Source organism: Hallella sp., from assembly GCF_037460745.1.
Taxonomy (GTDB): Bacteria; Bacteroidota; Bacteroidia; order Bacteroidales; family Bacteroidaceae; genus Prevotella; species Prevotella faecis.
This window is the reverse complement of the sequence record NZ_JAXVAE010000102.1, coordinates 14,176-37,416: the sequence shown is the minus strand read 5'-3', so window position 1 is coordinate 37,416 and position 23,241 is coordinate 14,176. Positions and strand designations below refer to the sequence as shown.

The 23,241-nt window shown below is 51.8% G+C and carries 16 protein-coding genes and 1 other RNA gene; 8 read left to right on the top strand and 9 right to left on the bottom strand.

Annotated elements, in window-relative coordinates:
* The first annotated feature begins 818 nt into the window (after positions 1 to 818).
* Positions 819 to 3,302 (top strand): ferrous iron transport protein B, encoded by a 2,484-nt coding sequence (feoB, locus tag WKK33_RS06525; protein ID WP_337933008.1) that lies wholly within the window; start codon positions 819 to 821, stop codon positions 3,300 to 3,302.
* 160 nt (positions 3,303 to 3,462) lie between these two features.
* Here feoB and WKK33_RS06520 read toward each other — a convergent pair whose 3' ends face one another.
* The 8 genes from WKK33_RS06520 to WKK33_RS06485 form a co-directional block, all read right to left on the bottom strand.
* Complete coding sequence (locus tag WKK33_RS06520) at positions 3,463 to 3,807, bottom strand: hypothetical protein (RefSeq protein WP_337568725.1); 345 nt, start codon at positions 3,805 to 3,807, stop codon at positions 3,463 to 3,465.
* Positions 3,808 to 4,067: 260 nt separating this feature from the next.
* The gene (locus tag WKK33_RS06515) at positions 4,068 to 4,373 is read right to left on the bottom strand and encodes a winged helix-turn-helix domain-containing protein (protein ID WP_215760461.1); all 306 of its coding nucleotides are present in this window, start codon (positions 4,371 to 4,373) and stop codon (positions 4,068 to 4,070) included.
* Between the two features lie 553 nt (positions 4,374 to 4,926).
* On the bottom strand, positions 4,927 to 6,198 hold the full coding sequence (nqrF, locus tag WKK33_RS06510) for an NADH:ubiquinone reductase (Na(+)-transporting) subunit F (RefSeq protein WP_215760460.1): 1,272 nt from the start codon (positions 6,196 to 6,198) through the stop codon (positions 4,927 to 4,929).
* Positions 6,199 to 6,203: 5 nt separating this feature from the next.
* Positions 6,204 to 6,812 carry an NADH:ubiquinone reductase (Na(+)-transporting) subunit E gene (gene nqrE / locus WKK33_RS06505; RefSeq protein ID WP_215760459.1) on the bottom strand — a complete coding sequence of 203 codons (609 nt, stop codon included), beginning with the start codon at positions 6,810 to 6,812 and terminating at the stop codon, positions 6,204 to 6,206.
* Positions 6,813 to 6,814: 2 nt separating this feature from the next.
* A complete protein-coding gene (locus tag WKK33_RS06500; protein ID WP_337568727.1) occupies positions 6,815 to 7,444 on the bottom strand; it encodes an NADH:ubiquinone reductase (Na(+)-transporting) subunit D in 630 nt (209 codons plus the stop codon).
* A 23-nt stretch (positions 7,445 to 7,467) separates the two neighbouring features.
* The gene (gene nqrC / locus WKK33_RS06495) at positions 7,468 to 8,169 is read right to left on the bottom strand and encodes an NADH:ubiquinone reductase (Na(+)-transporting) subunit C (protein ID WP_337469272.1); all 702 of its coding nucleotides are present in this window, start codon (positions 8,167 to 8,169) and stop codon (positions 7,468 to 7,470) included.
* Between the two features lie 11 nt (positions 8,170 to 8,180).
* Positions 8,181 to 9,341, bottom strand: coding sequence for an NADH:ubiquinone reductase (Na(+)-transporting) subunit B (locus tag WKK33_RS06490; protein WP_287768331.1), 1,161 nt, complete (start codon positions 9,339 to 9,341; stop codon positions 8,181 to 8,183).
* A 37-nt stretch (positions 9,342 to 9,378) separates the two neighbouring features.
* Positions 9,379 to 10,731 (bottom strand): Na(+)-translocating NADH-quinone reductase subunit A, encoded by a 1,353-nt coding sequence (locus WKK33_RS06485; RefSeq protein WP_337933006.1) that lies wholly within the window; start codon positions 10,729 to 10,731, stop codon positions 9,379 to 9,381.
* 190 nt (positions 10,732 to 10,921) lie between these two features.
* Between WKK33_RS06485 and WKK33_RS06480 the strand changes: the two genes are divergently transcribed.
* The 3 genes from WKK33_RS06480 (at position 10,922) to rho (ending at position 19,525) form a co-directional block, all read left to right on the top strand.
* Positions 10,922 to 15,391 (top strand): translocation/assembly module TamB domain-containing protein, encoded by a 4,470-nt coding sequence (locus WKK33_RS06480; protein WP_337933004.1) that lies wholly within the window; start codon positions 10,922 to 10,924, stop codon positions 15,389 to 15,391.
* Positions 15,392 to 15,545: 154 nt separating this feature from the next.
* A complete protein-coding gene (gene rpsA, locus WKK33_RS06475; RefSeq protein WP_337469273.1) occupies positions 15,546 to 17,321 on the top strand; it encodes a 30S ribosomal protein S1 in 1,776 nt (591 codons plus the stop codon).
* Between the two features lie 218 nt (positions 17,322 to 17,539).
* Positions 17,540 to 19,525: a transcription termination factor Rho gene (gene rho / locus WKK33_RS06470; RefSeq protein ID WP_337933002.1), complete on the top strand. Its 1,986-nt coding sequence runs from the start codon at positions 17,540 to 17,542 to the stop codon at positions 19,523 to 19,525.
* A 754-nt stretch (positions 19,526 to 20,279) separates the two neighbouring features.
* Here rho and ffs read toward each other — a convergent pair.
* An RNA gene (gene ffs / locus WKK33_RS06465) (signal recognition particle sRNA small type) lies at positions 20,280 to 20,379 on the bottom strand.
* Positions 20,380 to 20,563: 184 nt separating this feature from the next.
* Between ffs and WKK33_RS06460 the strand changes: the two genes are divergently transcribed.
* From WKK33_RS06460 to WKK33_RS06445, 4 genes are read left to right on the top strand one after another with little or no spacing between them, the layout of a single operon-like run.
* Positions 20,564 to 21,082 (top strand): DUF4199 domain-containing protein, encoded by a 519-nt coding sequence (locus WKK33_RS06460; RefSeq protein WP_215758969.1) that lies wholly within the window; start codon positions 20,564 to 20,566, stop codon positions 21,080 to 21,082.
* Between the two features lie 3 nt (positions 21,083 to 21,085).
* Entirely contained in the window at positions 21,086 to 22,033 is a 948-nt protein-coding gene (locus WKK33_RS06455; RefSeq protein WP_215758968.1) for a glycosyltransferase family 2 protein, read from the top strand.
* Positions 22,034 to 22,079: 46 nt separating this feature from the next.
* Positions 22,080 to 22,574 carry a DUF6452 family protein gene (locus tag WKK33_RS06450; protein ID WP_337933000.1) on the top strand — a complete coding sequence of 165 codons (495 nt, stop codon included), beginning with the start codon at positions 22,080 to 22,082 and terminating at the stop codon, positions 22,572 to 22,574.
* Complete coding sequence (locus tag WKK33_RS06445) at positions 22,522 to 23,241, top strand: DUF6048 family protein (protein ID WP_337932998.1); 720 nt, start codon at positions 22,522 to 22,524, stop codon at positions 23,239 to 23,241. The genes WKK33_RS06450 and WKK33_RS06445 overlap by 53 nt, the downstream gene beginning before the upstream one ends.

Below are 23,241 nucleotides of genomic sequence, written 5' to 3'. Positions count from 1 at the left end.
CAAGCCTTATTTGAGGCTTGATACCCCGCCATGCCCTTTCGCTGAATAGTTACCACTATGGTTAAAAACGTTATCTTATGTTAAACGTTTGAGGGCGATATGGCTGATGTCACCATTTAAGGACATGAACTTCGGGTTTTATTGTGCGTTCGCCTTTCAGTGAGATGTTGTATCGAGGGCCTTCTCTGGACAGATGGGGCCTTAGACAATTTGTTGGGAATTTGGGTCATTAAGTTGGTTCGGATTATCGCGTGAAATAGAGAGCCAAACGCCCCTTTTTGTGCGTTTGGAACGACGAAACGAAGCTTTGCGTTCACAATAAGCCATGTTTGGCGTCTCGAAAGACCATGTATCGCATTGCGGTTAAGCATGTTTCGAGCGTCGAAAGACCATGTATCGCATTGCGATTAGGCATGTTTTGCATGGTGTAAAGTGACGCGCGAAATGAAAGAAGATGAGTTTTTGTGATAAAGCATTGATTGTCAGTTGGTTGCGAAAGTGTGCTGAGAATCGCGTATTTGCGGCCGAAGGCGAGATGGTTTCAAAAAACAGTGTAGATTCCTATGTAGATTGTTGTGATTTTTGTTAAATCTATCCACGCCCAGGCAGAGGCATGCGTCAGCACGACAAGGAGCAGAGCGATAGCCGCAAGTAAGCCGATAAGCCGCAGCGTCCTTTCTCTCTTTTAGGTATTGTGATGCGCCATTTGTTTCGCGCCATACCTATTAGTAGGTATATGTATGGTAAAAAATCACCATTGCTTACTCTTTGCCAATTTATATTTGTACTTTTGCAGCGATTTTTAAGCAATACGCAAAATGAAATTATCAGAGTTGCATACAGGCCAAACAGGCATCATCGTCAAGGTGATGGGGCATGGCGGATTTCGCAAACGTGTGGTGGAAATGGGCTTTATCAAAGGCAAGACCGTGGAGGTGTTGCTCAACGCCCCATTCAAGGACCCCGTGAAATACCGTATCATGGGTTATGAGGTTAGTTTGCGCCACTCGGAGGCCGACATGATTGAGGTGGTAACCGAGCACGAGGCACGGCAGATAAGACAACAAGATAGGCTGGAGGACGCCGACCAACTGCGCACCGTGGTGGGGGCGAACGATCCCGACGACGTGGCCATTACCGACGCCCAGTTGGCCGACGAGGCTGATAAGCGACATAAGGTGATCAATGTGGCGCTGGTGGGAAACCCCAACTGTGGCAAGACCTCATTGTTCAACTTTGCCAGTGGCGCCCATGAGCGCGTGGGCAACTACAGCGGTGTGACCGTCGACGCGAAGGAGGGACACGCCACGTTTGAGGGTTACGAGTTTAATCTCGTTGACCTTCCCGGCACCTATTCGTTATCGGCCTATTCGCCCGAGGAACTGTATGTTCGCAAGCAGTTGGTTGAGAAGACCCCCGATGTGGTGGTTAATGTGATCGACGCTTCGAACCTCGAGCGCAATCTCTACCTGACCACCCAGCTCATCGATATGCACATTCGTATGGTGGTGGCCCTCAATATGTTTGACGAGACGGAGCAACGAGGCGACAACATCAACCTCGATGCCCTGTCGAGCCTCTTTGGTGTGCCCATGCAGCCCACGGTGTTCACCACGGGGCGCGGTGTGAAGGAACTCTTCCATAAGGTGATTGAGGTGTATGAGGCTATGGAGGATGCCGACGCCCACTTCCGCCACATCCACATCAAGCATGGCCATGAGATAGAGCACGGCATTGCCGAGATACAAGATCACCTGAAGAAGGAGCGCGGATTGCGCGAGCGCTACTCTACGCGCTACCTGGCCATCAAACTGCTTGAGAACGACAAGGAGGTGGAGCAGCTGGTTAGGACGTTCCCCGACGCTGATGAGATTCTGAAACATCGCGACGAGGCGGCCAAGCGTGTGAAGGAGGAAACGAAGGAAGATTCGGAAACGGCAATCATGGATGCCAAGTATGGCTTTATACATGGCGCCCTTGCCGAAGCCGGCTATACCACGGGAAAAGGAAAGGACACCTATCAGCTTACGCACCTGTTGGATAGGATTCTTACCAATCGGTTCGTGGGATTCCCCATCTTCATAGCCCTTTTGGCGTTGATGTTCTTTGTGACGTTCAACCTGGGCGCTTATCCTATGGACTGGATCGACCAGGGTGTGGGGCTGCTGGGCGAACTCGTGGGAACCTACATGCCCGATGGACCTGTGAAGGATATGCTGGTGGATGGCGTCATTGGTGGAGTGGGAGCCGTTATCGTGTTCCTGCCACAGATTCTGATTCTCTACTTCTTCATCTCGTTTATGGAAGACAGTGGATACATGTCGCGTGCGGCATTTATCATGGATAAGCTCATGCATAAGATGGGACTGCATGGCAAATCGTTCATCCCGCTCATCATGGGCTTTGGATGTAATGTGCCAGCGGTGATGGCCACGCGCACCATTGAGAGCCGTCGCTCGCGCATCGTAACGATGTTGGTGCTGCCGTTCATGAGCTGTGAGGCGCGCATACCTATTTATATAATGGTTATCGGAACGTTCTTCTCCCTGAAAATGCAATGGGTTATCATGACGGCGCTTTACCTGATTGGCATCGCTATGGCGGTGGTGATGAGTAAGGTCTTTACGAAGTTTATGATGAAAGGCGAGGACACACCGTTTGTTATGGAATTGCCGCCTTACCGTTTCCCCACGGCCAAGGCTGTGAGCCGACACACGTGGGAGAAGGGCAAGCAGTATCTCAAGAAAATGGGAGGAATCATCCTGGTGTCGACCATCATTGTGTGGGCCTTGGGCTACTTCCCCCACAACGAGGCGCTCACCGAGCAACAGCAGCAGGAGCAAAGCTATATCGGACGTATTGGACAGACCGTGGAGCCTGTGTTCGAACTCCAAGGATTCAGTTGGAAGATGGATGTCGGACTGCTTGCTGGTGTGGGTGCTAAGGAGATTGTGGCTTCCACGATGGGCGTGCTTTATGCCAACGACGAGAGCCTGGCCGACGATTCGGAGGCGGGCCAAGGCGAGAGCCGATACGAAAAACTGCACACGCTCATGGTGGGCGATGTGGCTCAGATGCATGGTTTGGCACCTTCGGATGGGCGTGTGGAGGCTGTGGCTACGCTGACGGCTTTCTGCTTCCTGCTCTTTGTGTTGCTTTATTTCCCCTGTTTGGCTACCATAGCGGCCATCAAGGGCGAGACGGGATCGTGGAAGTGGGCGCTTTTCGCAGCTGCTTACACCACGCTCACGGCCTGGGTGGTGTCGGCCTTGGTGTTCAGAATAGGCTTGCTCTTCATCTGATATGCCATTCTGCTACAGGTGCTTGGTATGAGACGAGGGGCGATGATGGGTCGCTAATGCAAGGGGCTCCTCTAATAGTAGTCGAGCCTTTTGCCTTGATCTTGTAAAAGCGTAACTGGTAGATGAGGCAATGGCGCCCAATCGAACCATGGTTGGGAGGTTATGAATTGATGTTGTCGAACAGCGTCGGCCCAGTTTGCTTGGCCGGCTTCTGTTGGGCAACGTCAGGACAATCGTCCTCCGTAGGAAGAAATGACAATTGGGTGGTTTGAGCCTTGATGCTTTTGGGGTTCAAACGATAGGTTCCCCACGAGGGATGGTCTAAGAGGTCTTGGGAATAGCGACTGTTTTGTTGGAGAAAGAGCAACACGCGACGCTTCACCTCCTCCAAACTAACCTTGTTGAATAGGTCGTTTTGAGAATTATAGACATGAAGGATGATCTTGCGAACGCGCAAGCCCTCAGGTCCAGCTTCAGCGAGGATTTTAAGGATCTCTTCTCTCATAAATAAACCGCTTGTGGTTATTTTATTTTCTGTTTGGCGATGCTTCGCTTGCTGCCGTTTGCTATAGCCATGCTGATGGTGTGGCGTATTGGACCGAAACGGTGCAGAATGTTACATGCCGAAAGAATGGCCTTGCGGAATGGGATGGCGTCGTGAATGGCAAATTGTATAACCAAGTTGGGTCTAATGTCTGAATTAGAATAAAAAAGAGCCGCAACTCACGCTTATGAGCTGCGGCTCTTTTATGGCTTTTTATACGATTAGGCAAGTACAACCTTACCCTCAGCACCTTTCACTTTGCCCTCCTTGAGCAACCATCCTATACCCAGCAGAATCTCGGTCTCTGTCTTACCAGTGGTCTTGACGAGCTCCTCAACGCTCTGAGCCTCTCCAGCTGCTGCAAGTGCATTGTAAACATCACCAGCTCGGAAACCAGCATTGTCAGCGTCTACGAATACCGTAGCCTTCTTAGTGGTCTTCTTTACTGTAGTCTTCTTTGCTGCTGTTGTTTTTGTTGCAGTTGCCTTTGTTGCGGCTGCCTTACTTGTAGTCTTCTTCTCTGTCATGATTAAGTAAATTTAATGCTCTCTTTAAAATAACTTTCTGATTATCAAGTTATCCATTTGCAAAAGTACGACATTTTTTTGAACAGGGGCTACCGTTTGTTCTAAAATAACACCTTTTATTGTGTTGAAGAAGGGATTGTTTGTTATTTTTTGATTTATGTCAAGACGCGTGGTCTTGAAATTTCCATTTTCTCGTAGAATACTCCTGATATTATGCAAGTTAGATAGCGTCTTACCAAATATTACTATCCAGCTTTTTTCGCTCTTTTTCATTCTTGTTCTCTCTTTTTCGCTCTTGTTTCGCTTACCAACCTTGCCCTTATCATCTTTTTGCTTGGTTGTATACTCTTATGGTCTTTGCATCTCGTCCGAAACAGAATCTTCTCGCTCATATTTGAGCGAGCCACCAGCATTTTTCTTGTCTCTCCTTGCTTTAATGACCCCCAAAGCCTATAGCAACCCACAGATACTTAACCCCTATAAACGCAACAAAGCCGCTGAAAATCAGCGGCTTTGTTAATGTTTGCTATAAGTTTATTTCGGTTTGTTTGTATTAACCAAAATTGTCGTACATAATGCTTTCCGGATCGACACCCAGGCTATCGAGATAGTCGGTTACGGTCTTGATAAGCATGGGAGGTCCGCAAAGGTAGTACTCGCAGTCCTCAGGTGCCTCGTGATCCTTCAGGTAGGTGTCGCGTACGCAGTTAACCGCGAAGCCTGCATAGTATTTCACGCCGGCTGCGTCAGCGACGGGATCGGGACGGTCCAATGAGAGGTGGAGATGGAAGTTGGGGAATTGCTTCTCAAGCTCCCAGAAATCCTCCATGAAGAAGGCTTCATTCAGGCTACGGGCACCATAGAAGAAGTGGAGCTCACGGTCGGTGCAATGCAGGGTCTTCGTCATGTGCATGATCTGCGAGCGGAGCGGAGCCATACCTGCTCCTCCACCAATCCAAATCATCTCCTTCTTAGAGTCGAAATGGGGATGGAAATCTCCATAAGGACCACTCATCATTACCTTGTCGCCGGGCTTCAGGCTGAAGATGTAACTTGAGCCAATACCTGTAGGTACGTTTTGGAAGCCAACCTGCGGACGCGGCAGGAACGGAGTGGTTGCAATACGCACGGTAAGGGTAATGATGTCGCCCTCAGCGGGATAGTTGGCCATAGAGTAGGCGCGTATCGTGGGAACGGGGTTGTGGGCCTTCAGCGAGAGAATGTTGAATTTCTCCCATGCGCCGATATAGTCTTCGCCAATCAGCGACTTGTCGAAATCCTTGTCGTAGTCGATGCAGTCGTATGCTGGAATCTTGATCTGGGCGTATGATCCAGGAACGAAGTCCATGTGCTCACCCGGGGGAAGAGCCACCTTGAACTCCTTGATGAAGCTCGACACGTTCTTGTTGCTAATGACGGTGCACTCCCATTCCTTAACGCCCATGATCGACTCGTCGATCTTGATCTTGAAGTCGCCTTTGACCTTGGTCTGGCATCCGAGACGCCAATGCTCCTTGATCTGCTTGCGAGTGAAGTGGGGACGCTCTGAATCGAGAATCTCACCGCCGCCCTCGAGCACCTGAACCTTACACTGGCCGCAACTGGCCTTACCACCGCAAGCGGAGGGGAGGAAGATGCCGTTGGCGTTGAGTGTGGTCATAAGCGAATCGCCTTGAGGCACATTCAGGGTCTTTGTGTCGTTGATGGTAATGGTGACATTGCCGCTCGGGCTTAAGTATTTCTTGGCCACCAAGAGAATGATGACCAAAAGGAGTATCACTGCAAGGAACACTCCTACGCTATTGATGATGAAACTGAAATCCATGATCTTTAAATTTTAAGTCCTGAAAAGCACATCATGGCCATGGCCATAAGTCCTACGGTGATGAAGGTGATGCCAAGTCCGCGCAAGGGCTGGGGAACATCGCCGTACTGCATCTTCTCGCGGATAGCACCCATTGATGTGATGGCGAGCACCCAACCAATTCCTGAGCCGAAGGCATATACGATGGCATCCCAGACGGAGCCGATGTACTGCGTGTTGCTCGGATCAAGGTTGATGCGCTGCTGCATGAACAGAGAGGCACCCATGATGGCGCAGTTCACAGCGATCAACGGCAGGAAGATACCCAGTGAGGCATACAGAGAGGGCGAATAACGCTCCACAACCATCTCTACAATCTGCACCATGCCAGCAATGACAGCGATAAAGAGAATGAAACTCAGATATGACAGGCCCAGTGGATCGAGCACTTTCGTCTGAAGCAGATAGTCAACCGGTACGGTCACCACCAGCACAAAGGTAACGGCCAAGCCGAGACCGAATGATGTCTTTACGTTCTTCGATACGGCAAGGAACGAGCACATGCCGAGGAAGAAGGCAAATATCATGTTGTCCACAAAGATGGACCGGAAAAACAAGCTAATGAGGTGTTCCATAATTATTTGTTATCTTCTTTGTAAAAGAATGCACGATGAACCCAAATAACGCAACCCAGCAGGATGAGTGCCATGGCAGGCATGGTCATCATGCCGTTGTTTGCGTAGCCGAAATCGTAGAAGCAATCGGGGATGATTTGGAAGCCCAGAAGGCTGCCGCGGCCCAAAAGCTCGCGCAGGCCGCCCACAATCACAAGGATCAAGGCGTAACCCAAGCCATTGCCAATACCGTCGAGGAAGCTTGGCCAAGGCTTGTTCATCATGGCAAAAGCCTCAAGGCGACCCATGAGGATACAGTTGGTGATGATCAGACCCACGTACACCGAGAGCTGAACGCTCACGTCATAGGCGAATGCTTTTAAGATCTGGCTAACGATGGTAACCAGGGCGGCAACTACAACGAGCTGCACAATGATACGGATACGCATAGGAATGGTGTTGCGAATGACCGAGATGATCACGTTGGAAAATGCCGTGATGACGGTCACTGCAAGACCCATAACGATGGCTGGCTCGAGCTGTGCGGTGACCGCAAGCGCTGAACAGATGCCAAGCACCTGCACCAGTATCGGGTTGTCGAGGTTCAACGGGTTACCGAGAACCTCTCGGTTTTGTTTGCTTAATAAACTCATCTTTTTAGGATTAAAGTTTGATGTTATTTTGCATTGAGGAACTTAGTGTATTGTCCCAGACCTTCCTGAAGCATCTGAGTGACACCATTAGAGGTAAGGGTGGCGCCCGTGACGGCGTTGACCTGCGTCGACGGATCTTCCACCTTCTTTTCAACAGCTAAGGCAATGGATGTGTGGTTGTCGCCAGCAAACAGGTGCTTGCCTTGGAACTGCTCCTGCCATGCCTGGTCGTCCTTAATGGCCGATCCCAGACCAGCGGTCTCACTCTCATGGTTGAAGTAGGCTCCGAAAACCGTTGCCTTGTCATCGTTGATGGCAATATAACCGTTGATGGCGCCCCAAAGGCCCATGCCGTAAACGGGAATGACGTATTTTGTCTTGCCGTCCACCTTGCAGACGAACACGGCCAGTTTGCCATTCTTTGCGTCGGTAGAGTTCAGTTTGAAACCCTTTTCGGTTCCACCAGCTTCGCCACTCTCTTTCACTTGGCCGTCTTCACCGATGATATCATCGGAGATAACCACCTCTTTATACTTCTGTGCTGCGGCCTCGTTGTTCAGGCCACGGATATTGAGGGCGTATAAGATTTGCTTCTGCTTGTCGAGCGCAACGTTGGCGTCTTGAGCAGGCTTGAGTGCCTGGAAGGTTAATGCCAACAGGAAAGCGACAATCAGTACAAGGACTACCGAATACGTAATCGTGTATGAATTGGAATTTGTTTTCATGCTTTTACTCCTTATTTATTGGTTGCCCGCTTTGCGCGTTTGGAAATATTGGCCTCCACCACGCAATGGTCGATGAGCGGCGCAAACATGTTTCCGAAGAAGATGGCGAGCATCATACCCTCGGGATAGCCAGGGTTCATCACTCGAACGATGATGGCAACGGCGCCAATGAGGAAGCCGTAGATCCACTTGCCTGTCTCGGTGCGAGCTGAGGTGACGGGATCGGTTGCCATGAAGACAGCTCCAAAGCAGAAACCGCCCAGGACAATGTGCTCATACCATGCGATGGGTGTTGAGCCCGTTGCTGTGAACAGAAGGGCCATTGCGATACCACCCAGGAATACCGAAGCCATGGTCTTCCAACTGGCAATGCCTGCCCACAAGAGGATGACGGCGCCTATAGCGATGGCAACGACCGATGTCTCACCGATAGAACCAGGGATGAAGCCTAAGATCATATCAGACAATGTGGCGTTGCTGTTCAGGCCTTGTGAGATGAGTCCGAGCGGTGTGGCCTCTGTGAATGTCTCAGGCAGTGTGTAGCCCAGTCCGAAGATAGAATCCTGTGCCACCCATACCTTGTCGCCCGTCATCTGGCTTGGGTAAGAGAAGAACAAGAACATGCGGGCTGCAACGGCCACGTTGAAGATGTTCATACCTGTGCCGCCCCAGATCTCCTTAACGAAGATAACGGAGAAAGCAATGGCCAGCACCAGCATCCACAGCGGTGTGTTGACGGGGATAATCAGGGGAATGATGATTCCGCTAACGAGGTAACCTTCCTGAATCTCCTCGTGCTTCCATTGTGCCCATGCGAACTCAATGCCAAGACCAACGATGTAGCTGACAAGAATCTTGGGAAGAATGGCCAGGAGTCCAAAGACGAACATGCCCATGAAGCTGGTTTCGGCGAGCTTGCCTGCAGCCAGTGCGTTTTGGTATCCAATGTTGTACATGCCAAACAGCAGTGCCGGCATCAATGCGATGACGACCATACTCATGATGCGTTTGGAGTCGATGGCGTCATGGATGTGCGCTCCGCTCTTCGAGGTGGTCTCGGGCACGAAGAGGAATGTGCCAAAGCCATCGTATATGCTTTGGAAAGCGTGCCATTTGCCGCCCTCTTCAAAGAGAGGTTTTATTTGGTCGAAATATTTCTTTAATCCACTCATAGTTTTTATGTGTTAATTACCTAAGTGTTGTCCTATCTTAAGCATTCTCCTTGCGCAGGATGTCGAGACCCTGTCTGACGATCTTCTGCAGCTCCAGCTTTGAGGAATCCACAAATTCGGCCACGGCGAAGTCTTCAGGGCTTACCTCGTAGATGCCGAGTTGCTCCTGCTTGTCGATGTCGCCGGTGATAATGGCCTTGATGAGGAACTCTGCATAGATGTCCATTGGCAGCACCTTGTCGTACTCGCCGCTCATGATCATGTGGCGCTCGCCACCCTTGATACGTGCGTCGAGGTCATACTCGTGGTTCTTGCCCTGCAGCCATGAGAAGTAGCTGCGCGACACAGAGAAGTCTTTCGTTCTCGGCAGAATCCATCCTAAGAGTTCCTCCTTGTCGTCGCCCTCGGGAATGGCTGTCACCTCAGATGTGTGGGCGCCTAAGTAATCGTTGAGCGTAGCGCGCTCACCGGTCAGCGGATTGCCGTTGATGATGCGCACGTGGTCGGTTGCAACCAGTTTGCCATTAAGGATGTCGGCCAATTGGGTTCCCACCAAAACGTCGGCGTAAGCTGGTTCCTTGATTTGGCTTCCGGCAATAGCGATGGTCTTGCGGAGGTCCACTTTGCCTGTAAGGAACAGGCGACCGATAAAGATAACTGATGTGGGGTCTACCGTCCAAACCGTCTCGCCACGGTTCACCGGGTCGATGTGGTTGATCTGCACGCCCACGTTGCCAGCCGGACAAGGACCGTCGAATACGTTGAGGTCGATGTCCTGGGCCTCTGTCAGCGCTTTTGCCGTTTGCTTGGCGCCCACGCCCAGATGCACTGTTGCGATGCGGTTCAGGGCCTTCAAGCCAGCCAGGAACGCATCCTCGTTGCCCTCCAGCTCATACTCGAAGTCGTTGGCCAACGGCATGTCGCGCAGAGCCGAGACGAAAATGCCCTTAGGAGTAGTGCAGGGATCTGTGGAAATAGCATACGGCAGTTGGTTGATGTAACCAAACAGACCGGCCTCAAGCAGCAACTGCTTCACGGCGTTTCCGTCCATCTTGCTGGCATCGTGCTGACCGAAGTCTCGATAGTCCAACTTGTCGTCGGCTTCTACGCTGACGCTCAAGACGCGTCGGCGCTCTCCGCGCAAGATTGACTTGACTGTTCCACTCACAGGTGAGGCAAACTTAACCTCGGGAAATTGTTTGTTGACAAACAAGGCGTCACCAGCAAGGACATGATCTCCTTCCCTGACAACAACCTTGGGGATGATGCCTGTGAAATCGGAAGGGCGTAAGGCCACCGTTTTGGAGGCTTGGCACTCTACCTTTTTCTTGATGGCTCTTCCTTTTAGGTTAATGTCTAAGCCTTTACGCAACTTAATAACATTTGCCATAAAATAGAATATAATTGTTTATTGATATCCAATAATAGTATGCGGACTTCAACTTTTCTTGACTTTTATAGGTCAGTTGTGTTGCATCTTTCCAAATCAGCTGCAAATATACACAATATTTAATTCATTTAGGATATTTTTGCTGATTTTATTTCCATTATGAGTTTATTTTTTTATCTTTGCATAAAGATTGAAAAGGGTTAAACATTTCATCAATACGATTGTATGGGCTTTGATAGGCTTGTACGTGGTCGTTGTCGTCATGGTAAATATCCCCATGGCTCAATCGTTCATTGCTCATCGCTTGGCTCGGGCCCTTTCGTCGAAGTTGGGCACCCCAGTCTCTGTGGGGCGTGTTGATGTGGGCTTGTTCAATCGCTTGATCGTTGACGACGTGTCGTTGGTCGACCAAAAGGGTGTTCCCTTTTTTAAGGCCACCCGCCTTTCGGTCAAGGTGGATTACCTGGAGGCCATGTATGGTCGAGTTGCCATTACGTCGGCGCAGGTGTTTGGCATGAAGGCCCGTCTTTATCGTGCGAATGCCGACTCGCCGCTTAATATTCAATACGTCATCGATTCGCTTGCGTCGAAGGACACAACGGCCCACAAGCCCTTGGATTTACAGATCAGCAGTTTGATTATCCGTCATGGTGAGATGAGCTACGACCAGCTCAATGTGCCTCGTAAGGCTACGCTCGATGCCCACCATTTACACGTTCGCGACCTGAGTTCCCATATTATTCTCAATGCCCTGCGCGACGATTCTCTGAATCTTAACGTCAAGAAGATAGCCTTCAATGAGCGCTCAGGCTTCCGTTTGAAGAGTCTTTCGTTCAAGGTTGTGGCCAACACCCGTCATGCTCATTTGGAAGATTTCAAGTTGCTCATGCCCCAATCCCAGCTGTTGACCGACGGCATTACTGCCAACTATCGTGTGCGGAATAAGCAGTTGGAGTCTGGTTCGTTGCATTTCGACGGTAAGATCAACACTTCCTACATCAGTCCTCGCGACATGGCGTTTCTGGATAAGGCGTTGGGTCGCTATGCCACACCCTTGGTTTTCTCCATCGCTTTTACGGGAACCTCCAATAGTTTGAACATCCATCGGTTAGACGCCATTATCGCCCACGAGGCCCACGCCAAGTTGTTGACAGCTCCGGCCGACGCCTCTTTGAGTGCCCATGGTTCCGTATTGTCGTGGAACACCAAGCCCCGTTGGAATGCTGTTGTTGAGCGTTTCGCTGTCAACAACAACTTGCTGAGCCTGCTTTCGTCGCGCCTTCCTGCCTTTGTGCCGCGCTTGGGCGATGTGAGCTATCGCGGCAAGGCAAGTGGAGTGGGGCGTGACGTGAAGGCGCAAGGCACACTTCACACCTCTGAGGGTGATGCCAACCTTGTGTTTGCCATGGTCGACAACAAGTTTAAGGGCCATCTCGAAACCGACGGTGTAAACGTGGGCAAGATCCTCGACGACGCTCGTTTGGGATTGTTGGCCGCCAATCTGGATGTCACTGGCGACCTTCCGCATAAGCGTTACGTAGCCAAGGGGCATATTGGCCGCTTCGATTGGAACCAATATAAGTACCAGGGTCTCACCCTCGACGCCACTTACGACCAAGGGCAAGCCGAGGGTAAGGTGGCCATCGACGACCCCAATGTCGCCGCTGTGGTACAAGGCTTTTGGAACGGAAGTAAGAGTTGTCCGTCGGGCAATCTGACGGCTGTGGTCACCAAGGTGAACCCAACAGCCTTGCACTTTGCGGGAAACAGTCAAGCGGGCGCTGTTTACGGCGGCCGTGTGGCGGCCGACTTCAGTGGTCGCTCGCTTTCGACCCTTGCTGGAAACCTCAAGGTGAACGACTTCTATGTCACCAAGGCCGATGGGGAGTATCGCTTGGACAACTTAGAGTTGGCCTTGGGTTCCAATGCCTCAGAGCGATTCCTTACTTTCGATAGCGACTTCGGCCATGGTGAAGTGCGGGGCAAGTTCGACTACGCTTCCCTGTTGCAAAATCTCGAGAACCTTGTCGTGGCGCAGTTGCCAAGTCTCCAGAAGTTCACCCCACTTCGCCACCGCCCCGTCCGTTCCGACAACGTTACACTCCAAGCGTCAATTACGCGTGGCGATTGGCTGCGCCATTTGCTCGGATTGCCCATTGAGATCAACGCCCCCATAGACCTCAATGCCACCTTGTCGTCCCAATCGCGATATGTTGATTTACAGCTTAATGCCCCTGATATCGTTTACGGCAACCGCCATCTTCGTCAAGTGAACGTTAGCGTTACGTCGCCTAATGAGAACCTGTGCGCTGAGGTCAAGGCTATCCAGATGGGCTCTAATGGCATCGGAACCGATTTGCAGGTCAACGCGACGGCCGAGCAGGACGAGTTGTCTACCGAAATCCGGCTCGACGACCACGCCCGTCGCCATCGTCTCAAGGGCCGTTTGCTTTCCATGATTCAGTTTGGCAAGAACGACCATGGAGTCACCGAGGCGCGTTTCAACATGCGCCAGTCTGAGCTGTCCATTGGCGACACCTTGTTTACCATTCATCCCGCAAGTGTTGTTTACAGTAAGAACCACCTGGAGGTCAACGATTTGGCCGTCAGCAGTGGCCACCAATACGTTAAGGTGGCAGGCGTGGCTTCCAAGGGCAGCGACGATTCCATCACCGTTGATCTGAAGGATGTGAACGTAGAGTACGTTCTCGACCTTGTGGGCTTCCACTCGGTTGAGTTCAGCGGCTTTGCGTCGGGCCAGGCCTACGTCACCCATTTGTTTGATGGGGCGGGCGGTCATGCCGACCTTCGTGTCAATCGGTTTCAGTTTGAGGATGGCAATATGGGAACCCTGATGGCCAAGGTGGGTTGGAACCCAGAGGAAGAGCAAATCGACATCGACGCCCAGGCAGTGGACACCCTCGGCGGCCTGTGGGTAACCGACACGCGCCTCACCACCATACGAGGTTATGTGTCGCCCAAGCGCAATTATATCGATTTGGACATCCTGGCCAAAGATACTCGTGGCGATTTCGTGCAGTCGTTCTGTTCCAGTTTCATGGGCGACGCCGACATTACCATCAATGGCGACCTGCGTCTTTGGGGCGACCTGAAGAAAATCAACCTCACGGGCGATGCCGTGGCCCATGGCACCATGCACATCAAGCCGCTCAACACCACCTACGAGCTTCAGAACGACACCATCCACTTCCTCGTCAATGAAATTCGCTTCTCGGGCGACACCCTTCGCGACCGCAATGGCAATGTGGGCGTGTTCAACGGCTCGTTGTACCACCAGCACCTGTCGCGCCTGACCTACGACTTCGACGTGCAACTCCATCACCTGCTTGGCTACGATTGGGACGGCAGCGATGGCAGCGCGTTCTATGGCACGGTGTACGCCAGTGGCGACGTTCATCTGAAAGGTCGCTCGGGCGAGGTGATCATCGACATCAACGCCACGCCCGAGAAAGGATCGCAGGTCGTCTACAATGTCTCCAATCCCGATGCCATCGCCTCGCGCGAGTTTATCCATTGGGCCTCTCGCGACACGATGTCGTTGGCGAGCGATCATTTGCATTTAGACTCGACGTCCAACGATGATGACGATGATTACGACATGCCCACCAACATCCATATCAACTTCCTTATCAACACCACAGCTGACGCCACGTTGAAGGTTATCATGGACAACGCCTCGGGCGATTACATCTCGCTCAACGGCTCAGGCGTGATCCGTGCCTTCTATTATAATAAAGGTGGACTGGATGTTTATGGCAACTATCTCATCGACCATGGCGTTTACAAACTGACCATCCAAAACATCATCAAGCGCGATTTCGACTTCCTTCAGGGAGGCCTCATCGCTTTTGGTGGCGACCCGTACCAGGCCGATCTCAACCTGAAAGCCCAATACCAGTTGAATTCCGTAAGCCTCTCCGACCTGCAGTTGGGCCGCAGTTTCTCGGGCAATAACATCCGTGTGAACTGTTTGATGAATATCACCGGAACGCCCGCCTCGCCCAAGGTCGACTTCAGTATGGACCTGCCCACCGTAGGCACCGATGCCAAGCAGATGATTTACAGCATCATCAACAGTGAGGAAGAGATGAACCAACAGGTGCTTTACCTGCTGGCCGTCGGCCGTTTCCTCTCGCCAGGCAGCAATAACGCCATGGGTGCCAACAATGGCGAGAAGCAAACCAGCCTCGCCATGCAGAGCATTCTTAGCGGCCAGCTCAGTCAGCAGATCAACAATGTGTTGAGTACCGTCATCAACGACAACAACTGGAACTTTGGCGCTAATATCTCCACGGGCGACGAGGGGTGGAACAACGCCGAGTACGAGGGCCTCCTCAGTGGTAGGATGCTCAACAACCGCCTGCTCATCAATGGCCAGTTTGGCTATCGCGACAATGTCAATGCCACCACATCGTTTATCGGCGACTTCGACATTCGCTATCTCATCATGCCTAATGGCAACCTTAGCGTGCGCGTCTACAACCAGACCAATGACCGTTATTTCACCCGCAACTCGCTCAATACCCAAGGCATCGGCTTCATCCTGAAGCGCGATTTCAATGGCTGGCGCGACCTGCTTGGCATCAATCGCAAGAAAAAAGGAGGACTAAAAACCTCCAAGTCTGTTAAAAAACCATAATTGCCTAATATTAGTTCTTGCGTAATTCGGCCTAATCCACTACAAATAAGTACCTTTGCACCCGATTTGCGAAGGTGTGGTATGGCCGCACCCGACTATTTCACATAAAGTCTAACTTTATTAATTATTAAACATTTATTTACTTATGTCAAATTTGAACGACATCAAAAACGTTAAGCCATTGGACGACTTCAATTGGGAGGAGTTCGAGAATGGCTCACTGAGCGCTGCCAGCAAGGAAAACCTGGAGAAGGCTTACGACGAGACTCTCAACAAGATTCAGGAGCATGAGGTTGTAGAGGGTACCGTTATCTCTGTCGACAAGAAAGAGGTTGTTGTCAACATCGGTTACAAGAGCGATGGCATCATCCCCGCCTCTGAGTTCCGCTACAATCCCGACCTGAAGGTTGGCGACAAGGTGGAAGTCTATGTTGAGGACCAGGAGGACAAGAAGGGTCAGCTCGTTCTCTCTCACAAGAAGGCTCGCCTGAGCAAGAGCTGGGAGAAGATCAACGAGGCTCTCGACAACGACGAGGTTATCCAGGGTTACATCAAGTGCCGCACTAAGGGCGGTATGATTGTGGATGTGTTTGGCATCGAGGCCTTCCTGCCCGGCAGCCAGATTGATGTTCACCCCATACGCGACTACGATGTGTTCGTAGGCAAGACCATGGAGTTCAAGGTTGTGAAGATCAACCAGGAGTTCCGCAATGTTGTGGTTTCTCACAAGGCTCTCATCGAGGCCGAGTTGGAGGCCCAGAAGAAGGAAATCATCTCTCACTTGGAGAAGGGTCAGGTTCTCGAGGGTACCGTCAAGAACATCACCTCTTACGGTGTGTTTGTTGACCTCGGTGGCGTCGACGGACTGGTGCACATCACCGACCTGTCTTGGGGCCGCGTTAGCGATCCCCACGAGGTTGTTGAGCTCGACCAGAAGATCAATGTTGTTATCCTCGACTTCGATGAGGAGAAGAAGCGCATTGCTCTCGGTCTGAAGCAGCTGACTCCTCATCCTTGGGATGCCCTCGACGCTAACCTGAAGGTTGGCGACCACGTGAAGGGTAAGGTTGTCGTTATCGCCGACTACGGTGCCTTCGTTGAGATCCAGCCTGGTGTTGAGGGTCTGATCCACGTCTCAGAGATGAGCTGGAGCCAGCACCTGCGTTCAGCACAGGAGTTCCTGCACGTTGGCGACGAGGTTGAGGCAGTCATCCTGACTCTCGACCGCCAGGAGCGCAAGATGAGCCTGGGTATCAAGCAGCTGAAGGAGGATCCGTGGGAGACCATCGAGACCAAGTATCCTGTTGGCAGCAAGCACACCGCTAAGGTTCGCAACTTCACCAACTTCGGTATCTTCGTTGAGCTCGAGGAGGGTGTTGACGGTCTGATCCACATCTCTGACCTGAGCTGGACCAAGAAGGTGAAGCATCCTTCAGAGTTTACAACTGTTGGTTCTATGATCGACGTTGTCGTTCTGGAGATCGACAAGGAGAACCGTCGTCTGAGCCTCGGCCACAAGCAGCTCGAGGAGAATCCTTGGGACAAGTACGAGAAGATTTATGTTCCCGGCTCAGTTCACGAGGGTACTATCACAGAGATGATGGACAAGGGCGCTGTTGTCACACTCGCTGAGGGTGGTGAGGGCTTCGCTACTCCTAAGCACCTCCAGAAGGAGGATGGCAGCCAGGCCAAACAGGGTGAGGTTCTGCCCTTCAAGGTGATCGAGTTCGCCAAGGAGACACGCCGCATCATCCTGTCTCACTCTCGCACATTCGAGGATGTGAAGGACGACGTGGTGAAGACACACCGTCACGCTCCCCGCAAGCAGAGCGAGGCTCCCGCTATCAACAATGTCGCTGCCGGTACTTCACTCGCCGACCTCGACGTGTTGGCTAAGCTGAAGGCTGATCTCGACAAGACCAACAAGTAATCAATAGATTGCATATTCATCAACGAGCTGATTCCTATGGAGTCAGCTCGTTTTCTTTGCAATGGATCTTATGTATTAATATTTGTTAATGGCTAAAATTTGTGTTCGCCATTGATCATATTTTATCTGATTTTTTGTAACTTTGCAATGTAATACATACGCTCTGTGTTTCCACGTTGGAAACACGTTCATTCTGGAACACATTCATTATACTCTATATGTATAGCAAAGACGACTTATTATCTAAAAGTTCCACTGAACTTGCGGATATTGCTAACTCTCTTGGCGTTCCTGTCGGTGAAGGACAGGAGGGTGATGACATGATTTATGCCATTCTCGACAAGCAGGCTGAAGAGGAGGGAAAGAACAACCCTTTGGTTTCATCCAAGCGCAAGCGCATCCGTATTGCTAAGACCGAGCCCGACAAGGTTTATTCGGTCAATGGCAATTCAGGCGAGAATTTCGATACCAAGAAGGCACGAAACGCTGCCGAGCAGCCCGGCCTTTTCAAGGATCCCCAGACTCTTAAGAGCGAGGTGGAGGAAACTCCCGTTCTCGATGTGCAGTCGCTTGAGGCCGAGTTGGCCTCGCTTCCTAAGCACCGCGGTCCCAAGACCAAGCGCGAGCGTGAGTTGCTCGAGCTGATTGCACAGGCCAAGCAGAACACATCACAGGATAACACCATGGCTGACGCTCCCCAGGCCCACAACTTCGACCAAGTGCCCGAGGCTTCACCTTCCGAAAGCCGCGACGCTTTCATTCCCGAGGAGGCTTATTCGCTCAATCGCGATTCTCAGGAGGACAAGAGCGCCAACGACAATAAGATTGCCATGTTGCAGGCCAAGGTACCGGCCCACAACGAGAGTGCCGACGCATCCCAGCAACCATCCGACGACGGTGTGTGGAGCGGCGACCCCGGTGATGGCACCGATTTCATCCCTGTGGTGGACCTCCCCATCGAGGACCAGGGGGCTGTGCCCAACTACGACATGTTCGACAACCCCACCACTTCATATCGTCAGCAAGAGGAGGCTCCTGCTCCTACGCGTCAGCAAATGGCAGAGCCTGAGGCCGACTACGATTTCGCCGACATCATCACGGCCAACGGTGTGCTCGAGATTATGCCTGACGGTTATGGCTTCCTTCGTTCGAGCGATTACAATTACCTTTCTTCGCCCGACGATATCTATGTGGCTAACAACCAGGTCAAGCGTTATGGCCTGAAGACTGGCGACGCCATCCTTTGTCATGTGCGCCCACCGCGTGAGGGCGAGAAATATTTCCCCCTGACCAGCATCGACAAGATCAACGGCCGCGATCCCGCCGAGATACGCGACCGCATGCCGTTCGAGCACCTCACTCCGCTTTTCCCCGAGGAGAAGTTTAATCTCTGCGGCGATCGTGCCACAACCAACTTGTCGACCCGCATTGTCGACCTGTTCTCGCCCATCGGTAAGGGACAGCGCGCCCTCATCGTGGCTCAGCCAAAGACGGGTAAGACCATCTTGATGAAGAACATAGCCAACGCCATTGCCGCCAACCACCCTGAGGCATACCTTATGATGCTCCTCATCGACGAACGCCCTGAGGAGGTTACCGACATGTCGCGTACGGTCAACGCCGAGGTCATCGCCTCTACGTTCGATGAGCCTGCCGAGCGTCACATTAAGATTGCCGGCATTGTGCTCGAGAAAGCCAAGCGAATGGTTGAGTGCGGTCACGACGTGGTAATCTTCCTCGACTCCATTACCCGTCTCGCTCGTGCCTACAATACCGTTAGCCCTGCCAGTGGTAAGGTGCTTACCGGTGGTGTCGACGCCAATGCCCTGCAGAAACCCAAGCGTTTCTTTGGTGCGGCCCGTAACATTGAGGGTGGCGGTTCGCTCACCATCATTGCCACGGCCCTTATCGACACGGGTTCAAAAATGGACGAGGTGATCTTCGAGGAGTTCAAGGGAACGGGTAACATGGAGTTGCAACTCGACCGCTCATTGTCTAACAAGCGTATGTTCCCGGCTGTCAACTTGGTGGCTTCGAGCACGCGTCGCGACGACCTGTTGCAAGACGACATCACGCTCCAGCGCATGCGTGGCATCCGCAATTACATTGCCGATATGAACCCCATCGAGGCCATGCGTACCATCCACGACCCGTTGGCCACGGCTCGCGACAACAATGAGTTCCTTATGTCGATCAATGGTTAGTTCAATCTGAAAGATTCCATATAACTTAGAAGAGCGCGTATCTGCTGACGCCATCGCCATGGCAAGCAAATACGCGCTCTTCTTATGCGACCTACTCTTGTCCAGGTTCCTCTGTGCCCAGAACGTTTAGGGCTGCCAGGATGTCTGTTGTTGTGATATTTGGTTAAAAAGTTGTGCAGAGATTTTGGGTGTGAGAGAGCCTGTGGACGCCACGTTTGAGCGAAGAAGACTGTCGCCATGAGCTTCGCGAGTGCGAAAAGGCATCTATCGCGTGGCGAAAGACCATGTATCGAGACACCAAAGACCATGTGTCGCGTTGCGAAAGGCCATGTATCGCAGTGCGAAAGCATACCTTTCGCAGAGGCTGATGTGTGTTATTTCATGTTGAATGTGAAAAGTGGCGTGTTTAATGACTCTAGAATGTTGCAAACCATTGAGTGACAAGTGGTTATGTAAAGTGCGCGAGAATCGCATATTTGCGTCTCCCCTTAGGGTGCGTCGAGAATAAGTGTTAAAATTGGGGGAGGGTTGTTGAATGTTTTGTATGCTCTCTACAATGGGCGAATATGCGTAGACGCATGTAGGGGTGCCACCTGTTCCACGCCGTAACCGTTGGTAGTCTATGTCGAAGCCACCGGTTGTTTGTGTTCGCTTGGGCGAAACGCACGTGGCCTGTGCGCCTGTTGGCTGAGGATGTTCGAAAGAATGACGGGTTGATATTTGTCCTTTCCAATGGGAAAGGTATAAAAACGAAGGTGGGCAAGCGATTCTTATCGCGCCGCTACAACCTCGTACCCTTGCTACGTTCCCGTCCTGGGGGGATTCCGAGGGAGCTGGCCGTAAGAGACTTGCCCATTTCTCGTTCTTCAGAGGAAGCGATGTTGCCATGCTTCCTGAAAAGCGATTGCAAAGGTAACACTTTTTGTTGATATCCCATAAAGGTACGCTGTTTTTTAAGATGCATTAACATTCGCGTGGTTTTCTTTTTGTAGTTAAACGCTCGCATTATTGGGATTTTTGCGTACCTTTGCACCAATTATGATAGATGTTGTTTCCATAGTGCAGGTGAAGGCATACGCCCGTCAGGGTGGCTTGTTCCTCTCGTTGGCGTGGCTTGTCAGCTTTGCGCTCATATTGCTGGTTCCCAAGTCGTCTTGGGGTGGCCTGGTAGCCATGTCGTCTCCCTTCTTGGTGGGATGGCTTCTTCAGCGTTTCCGCAACGAAGCCTTGGACGGCGCCATTTCGTTCCGTCGCGCCTTGGTTTTCAGTTGCCTCACCTTTTTCTATGCCTCGATGATTTTTGCATTGGCGCAATACGTGTATTTCCGTTTCCTCGACCACGGCTTGTTCCTGACCAACATTGTGAACCAGGCTGGCCTGCTTGCGGAGGTGTATAAGCAAAACGGCATGCCAACCACTGACATTACGGAGGGCTTGACCCTCATGGGACAGTTGTCGCCCATCGAGTTGGCTTTTTTGTTCATGATGCAAAACATCTTCATCGGGTGGGTGGTGAGCCTTCCCGTAGCCTTATTTTGTAAGAAAAAACAACGATAACATATGGATATTTCAGTAGTAGTACCCCTGTTTAACGAAGAAGAGTCGTTGCCCGAACTGCATGCGTGGATTCAGCGCGTGATGAAGGCCAATCATTTCACATACGAAGTCATTTTTGTCAACGACGGTTCCACCGACCATTCATGGGATGTCATCGAGAGCCTGTCGGCCAAGGACCCACAGGTGAAAGGCATTAAGTTTCGCAGAAACTATGGAAAGAGCCCCGCTCTCTATTGCGGTTTCGAGAAGGCGGAGGGCGATGTGGTCATCACGATGGACGCCGACCTGCAGGACTCGCCCGACGAGATCCCCGGTCTCTACAAGATGATCATGGAAGATCATTACGACCTTGTGTCGGGTTACAAGCAGAAACGCTACGATCCGCTCACCAAGACCCTTCCCACGAAGCTCTTCAACGCCACGGCGCGTAAGATCTCGGGCATCCATAACCTGCACGATTTCAACTGCGGCCTGAAGGCTTATCGCCGCGAAGTGGTGAAGAACATCGAGGTTTACGGTGAGATGCACCGTTACATTCCCTATCTGGCCAAGAACGCCGGTTTCGACCGCATTGGCGAGAAGGTGGTGCATCATCAGGCCCGCAAGTTTGGTAAGTCGAAGTTTGGCATCAACCGCTTCTTCAATGGCTACCTTGATTTGCTGACCCTTTGGTTCCTCACCAATTTTGGTAAGAAGCCCATGCATTTCTTTGGTTTCCTCGGAAGCATCATGTTCTTCATCAGTTTTGTGGCGCTTATCGTCATGGGTGTGGGCAAGATCATCGACCTGAGCAATCATGTCTATGGTCCGTTGGCCTCGTCGGCTTGGTTCTTCGTGTTCCTGGTGGGCATGATCCTGGGCATGCAGTTGTTCCTTGCCGGCTTCTTGGGCGACCTCGTCAGCCGTCAGAGCCCCAACCGCAACGACTATCAGATAGAGAAAACCATCTGAGTGTTCGACCCAAAGTTCGTCTGATATGACTAACCATTACATGCCAATGAAGACGCGTCGTGGCTGTCGGCTGCAAGCATGGGGCAGCGTGCTCCTGTTGTTCGTGGGCTTGGCCCTGACGGCTTGCTCTTCGGTCGACTGTCCGTTGAACAACTCCGTCTACGCCAACTACAAGCTCATGGGGCCCGTCAGCACGCTGACCGATACGCTCACCATTTCCACCTCGCGTGCCGATGGCAACGACTCGGTGCTCATCAACCATCAGGTCAACACCGACAGCTTCTCGCTGCCGATGAGCTATGGGCACGACGTCGACGAGCTGTATTTGCAGGTCAACTCGCTCATCGACACCATTTGGGTGGAGAAGACCAACAAACCGCACTTCGAGTCGGTGGATTGTGGGGTGGCTTATTTCCACACCCTGCAGCGCGTCCGCTACACGCGCCACGCCCTCGACTCCATTGTCATCAACAACAAGGATGTCAACTATGATGCCACTAAAAAGCATTTCTACGTTTATTTCAAGGAGTATCGTTTTTAGTCTGCTCCTTCTCATGGCGGCCCCCGTGGCGCAGGCACAATCGTCGCGCAGCAAGGCCGAGTGGGAGAAGATGCGGCAGAAACAGATCGACGACTCCATCCCCCTCTTTCGAGGCGTGCAAGTCATGGTCGACCTCATCGGCCCCATCCAACGCGCCGTGTCGGCCTATGGCCAGTATGAGGCGGGTGTTCGCGTCAACCTCAAGGATAAGTACTACCCCGTGGTGGAGGTGGGATATGGCGAGGCCGACCATACCGACGATGTTACGCAGAACAGCTATAAGACCTCGGCGCCTTATGGCAAGTTGGGTGTCGACTTCAATATCATGAAGAACAAGCACGACGACAACCGCGTGTATGCTGGTTTGCGGTACGCCTGCACCTATTTTAAGTGCGACATTGACCATGCGCCCATCACCGACCCCGTGTGGGGAGGGGAGACGCCGTTCTCAGCCCATGGCATAAAGGCCAACTACCATTGGATGGAAGTGCTTGCTGGTGTCGACGCTAAGATAGCCGGTCCCCTCCGTCTCGGTTGGACTGTGCGCTATCGTCGCCGCGTCCATTACGACAATGGCCTCATGGACAATGTGTGGTATGTGCCAGGCTATGGCAAGCAAGGCTCCTCGCGCATCAGCGGAACGTTCAATATCATTTACGAATTCTGA

Bases quoted from the DNA above. Each gene is read 5' to 3' on its own strand.
- feoB (WP_337933008.1), top strand. From the start codon at position 819: ATGAAATTATCAGAGTTGCATACAGGCCAAACAGGCATCATCGTCAAG.
- WKK33_RS06520 (WP_337568725.1), bottom strand. From the start codon at position 3,807: ATGAGAGAAGAGATCCTTAAAATCCTCGCTGAAGCTGGACCTGAGGGC.
- WKK33_RS06515 (WP_215760461.1), bottom strand. From the start codon at position 4,373: ATGACAGAGAAGAAGACTACAAGTAAGGCAGCCGCAACAAAGGCAACT.
- nqrF (WP_215760460.1), bottom strand. From the start codon at position 6,198: ATGGATTTCAGTTTCATCATCAATAGCGTAGGAGTGTTCCTTGCAGTG.
- nqrE (WP_215760459.1), bottom strand. From the start codon at position 6,812: ATGGAACACCTCATTAGCTTGTTTTTCCGGTCCATCTTTGTGGACAAC.
- WKK33_RS06500 (WP_337568727.1), bottom strand. From the start codon at position 7,444: ATGAGTTTATTAAGCAAACAAAACCGAGAGGTTCTCGGTAACCCGTTG.
- nqrC (WP_337469272.1), bottom strand. From the start codon at position 8,169: ATGAAAACAAATTCCAATTCATACACGATTACGTATTCGGTAGTCCTT.
- WKK33_RS06490 (WP_287768331.1), bottom strand. From the start codon at position 9,341: ATGAGTGGATTAAAGAAATATTTCGACCAAATAAAACCTCTCTTTGAA.
- WKK33_RS06485 (WP_337933006.1), bottom strand. From the start codon at position 10,731: ATGGCAAATGTTATTAAGTTGCGTAAAGGCTTAGACATTAACCTAAAA.
- rho (WP_337933002.1), top strand. From the start codon at position 17,540: ATGTATAGCAAAGACGACTTATTATCTAAAAGTTCCACTGAACTTGCG.
- WKK33_RS06460 (WP_215758969.1), top strand. From the start codon at position 20,564: ATGATAGATGTTGTTTCCATAGTGCAGGTGAAGGCATACGCCCGTCAG.
- WKK33_RS06455 (WP_215758968.1), top strand. From the start codon at position 21,086: ATGGATATTTCAGTAGTAGTACCCCTGTTTAACGAAGAAGAGTCGTTG.
- WKK33_RS06450 (WP_337933000.1), top strand. From the start codon at position 22,080: ATGAAGACGCGTCGTGGCTGTCGGCTGCAAGCATGGGGCAGCGTGCTC.
- WKK33_RS06445 (WP_337932998.1), top strand. From the start codon at position 22,522: ATGATGCCACTAAAAAGCATTTCTACGTTTATTTCAAGGAGTATCGTT.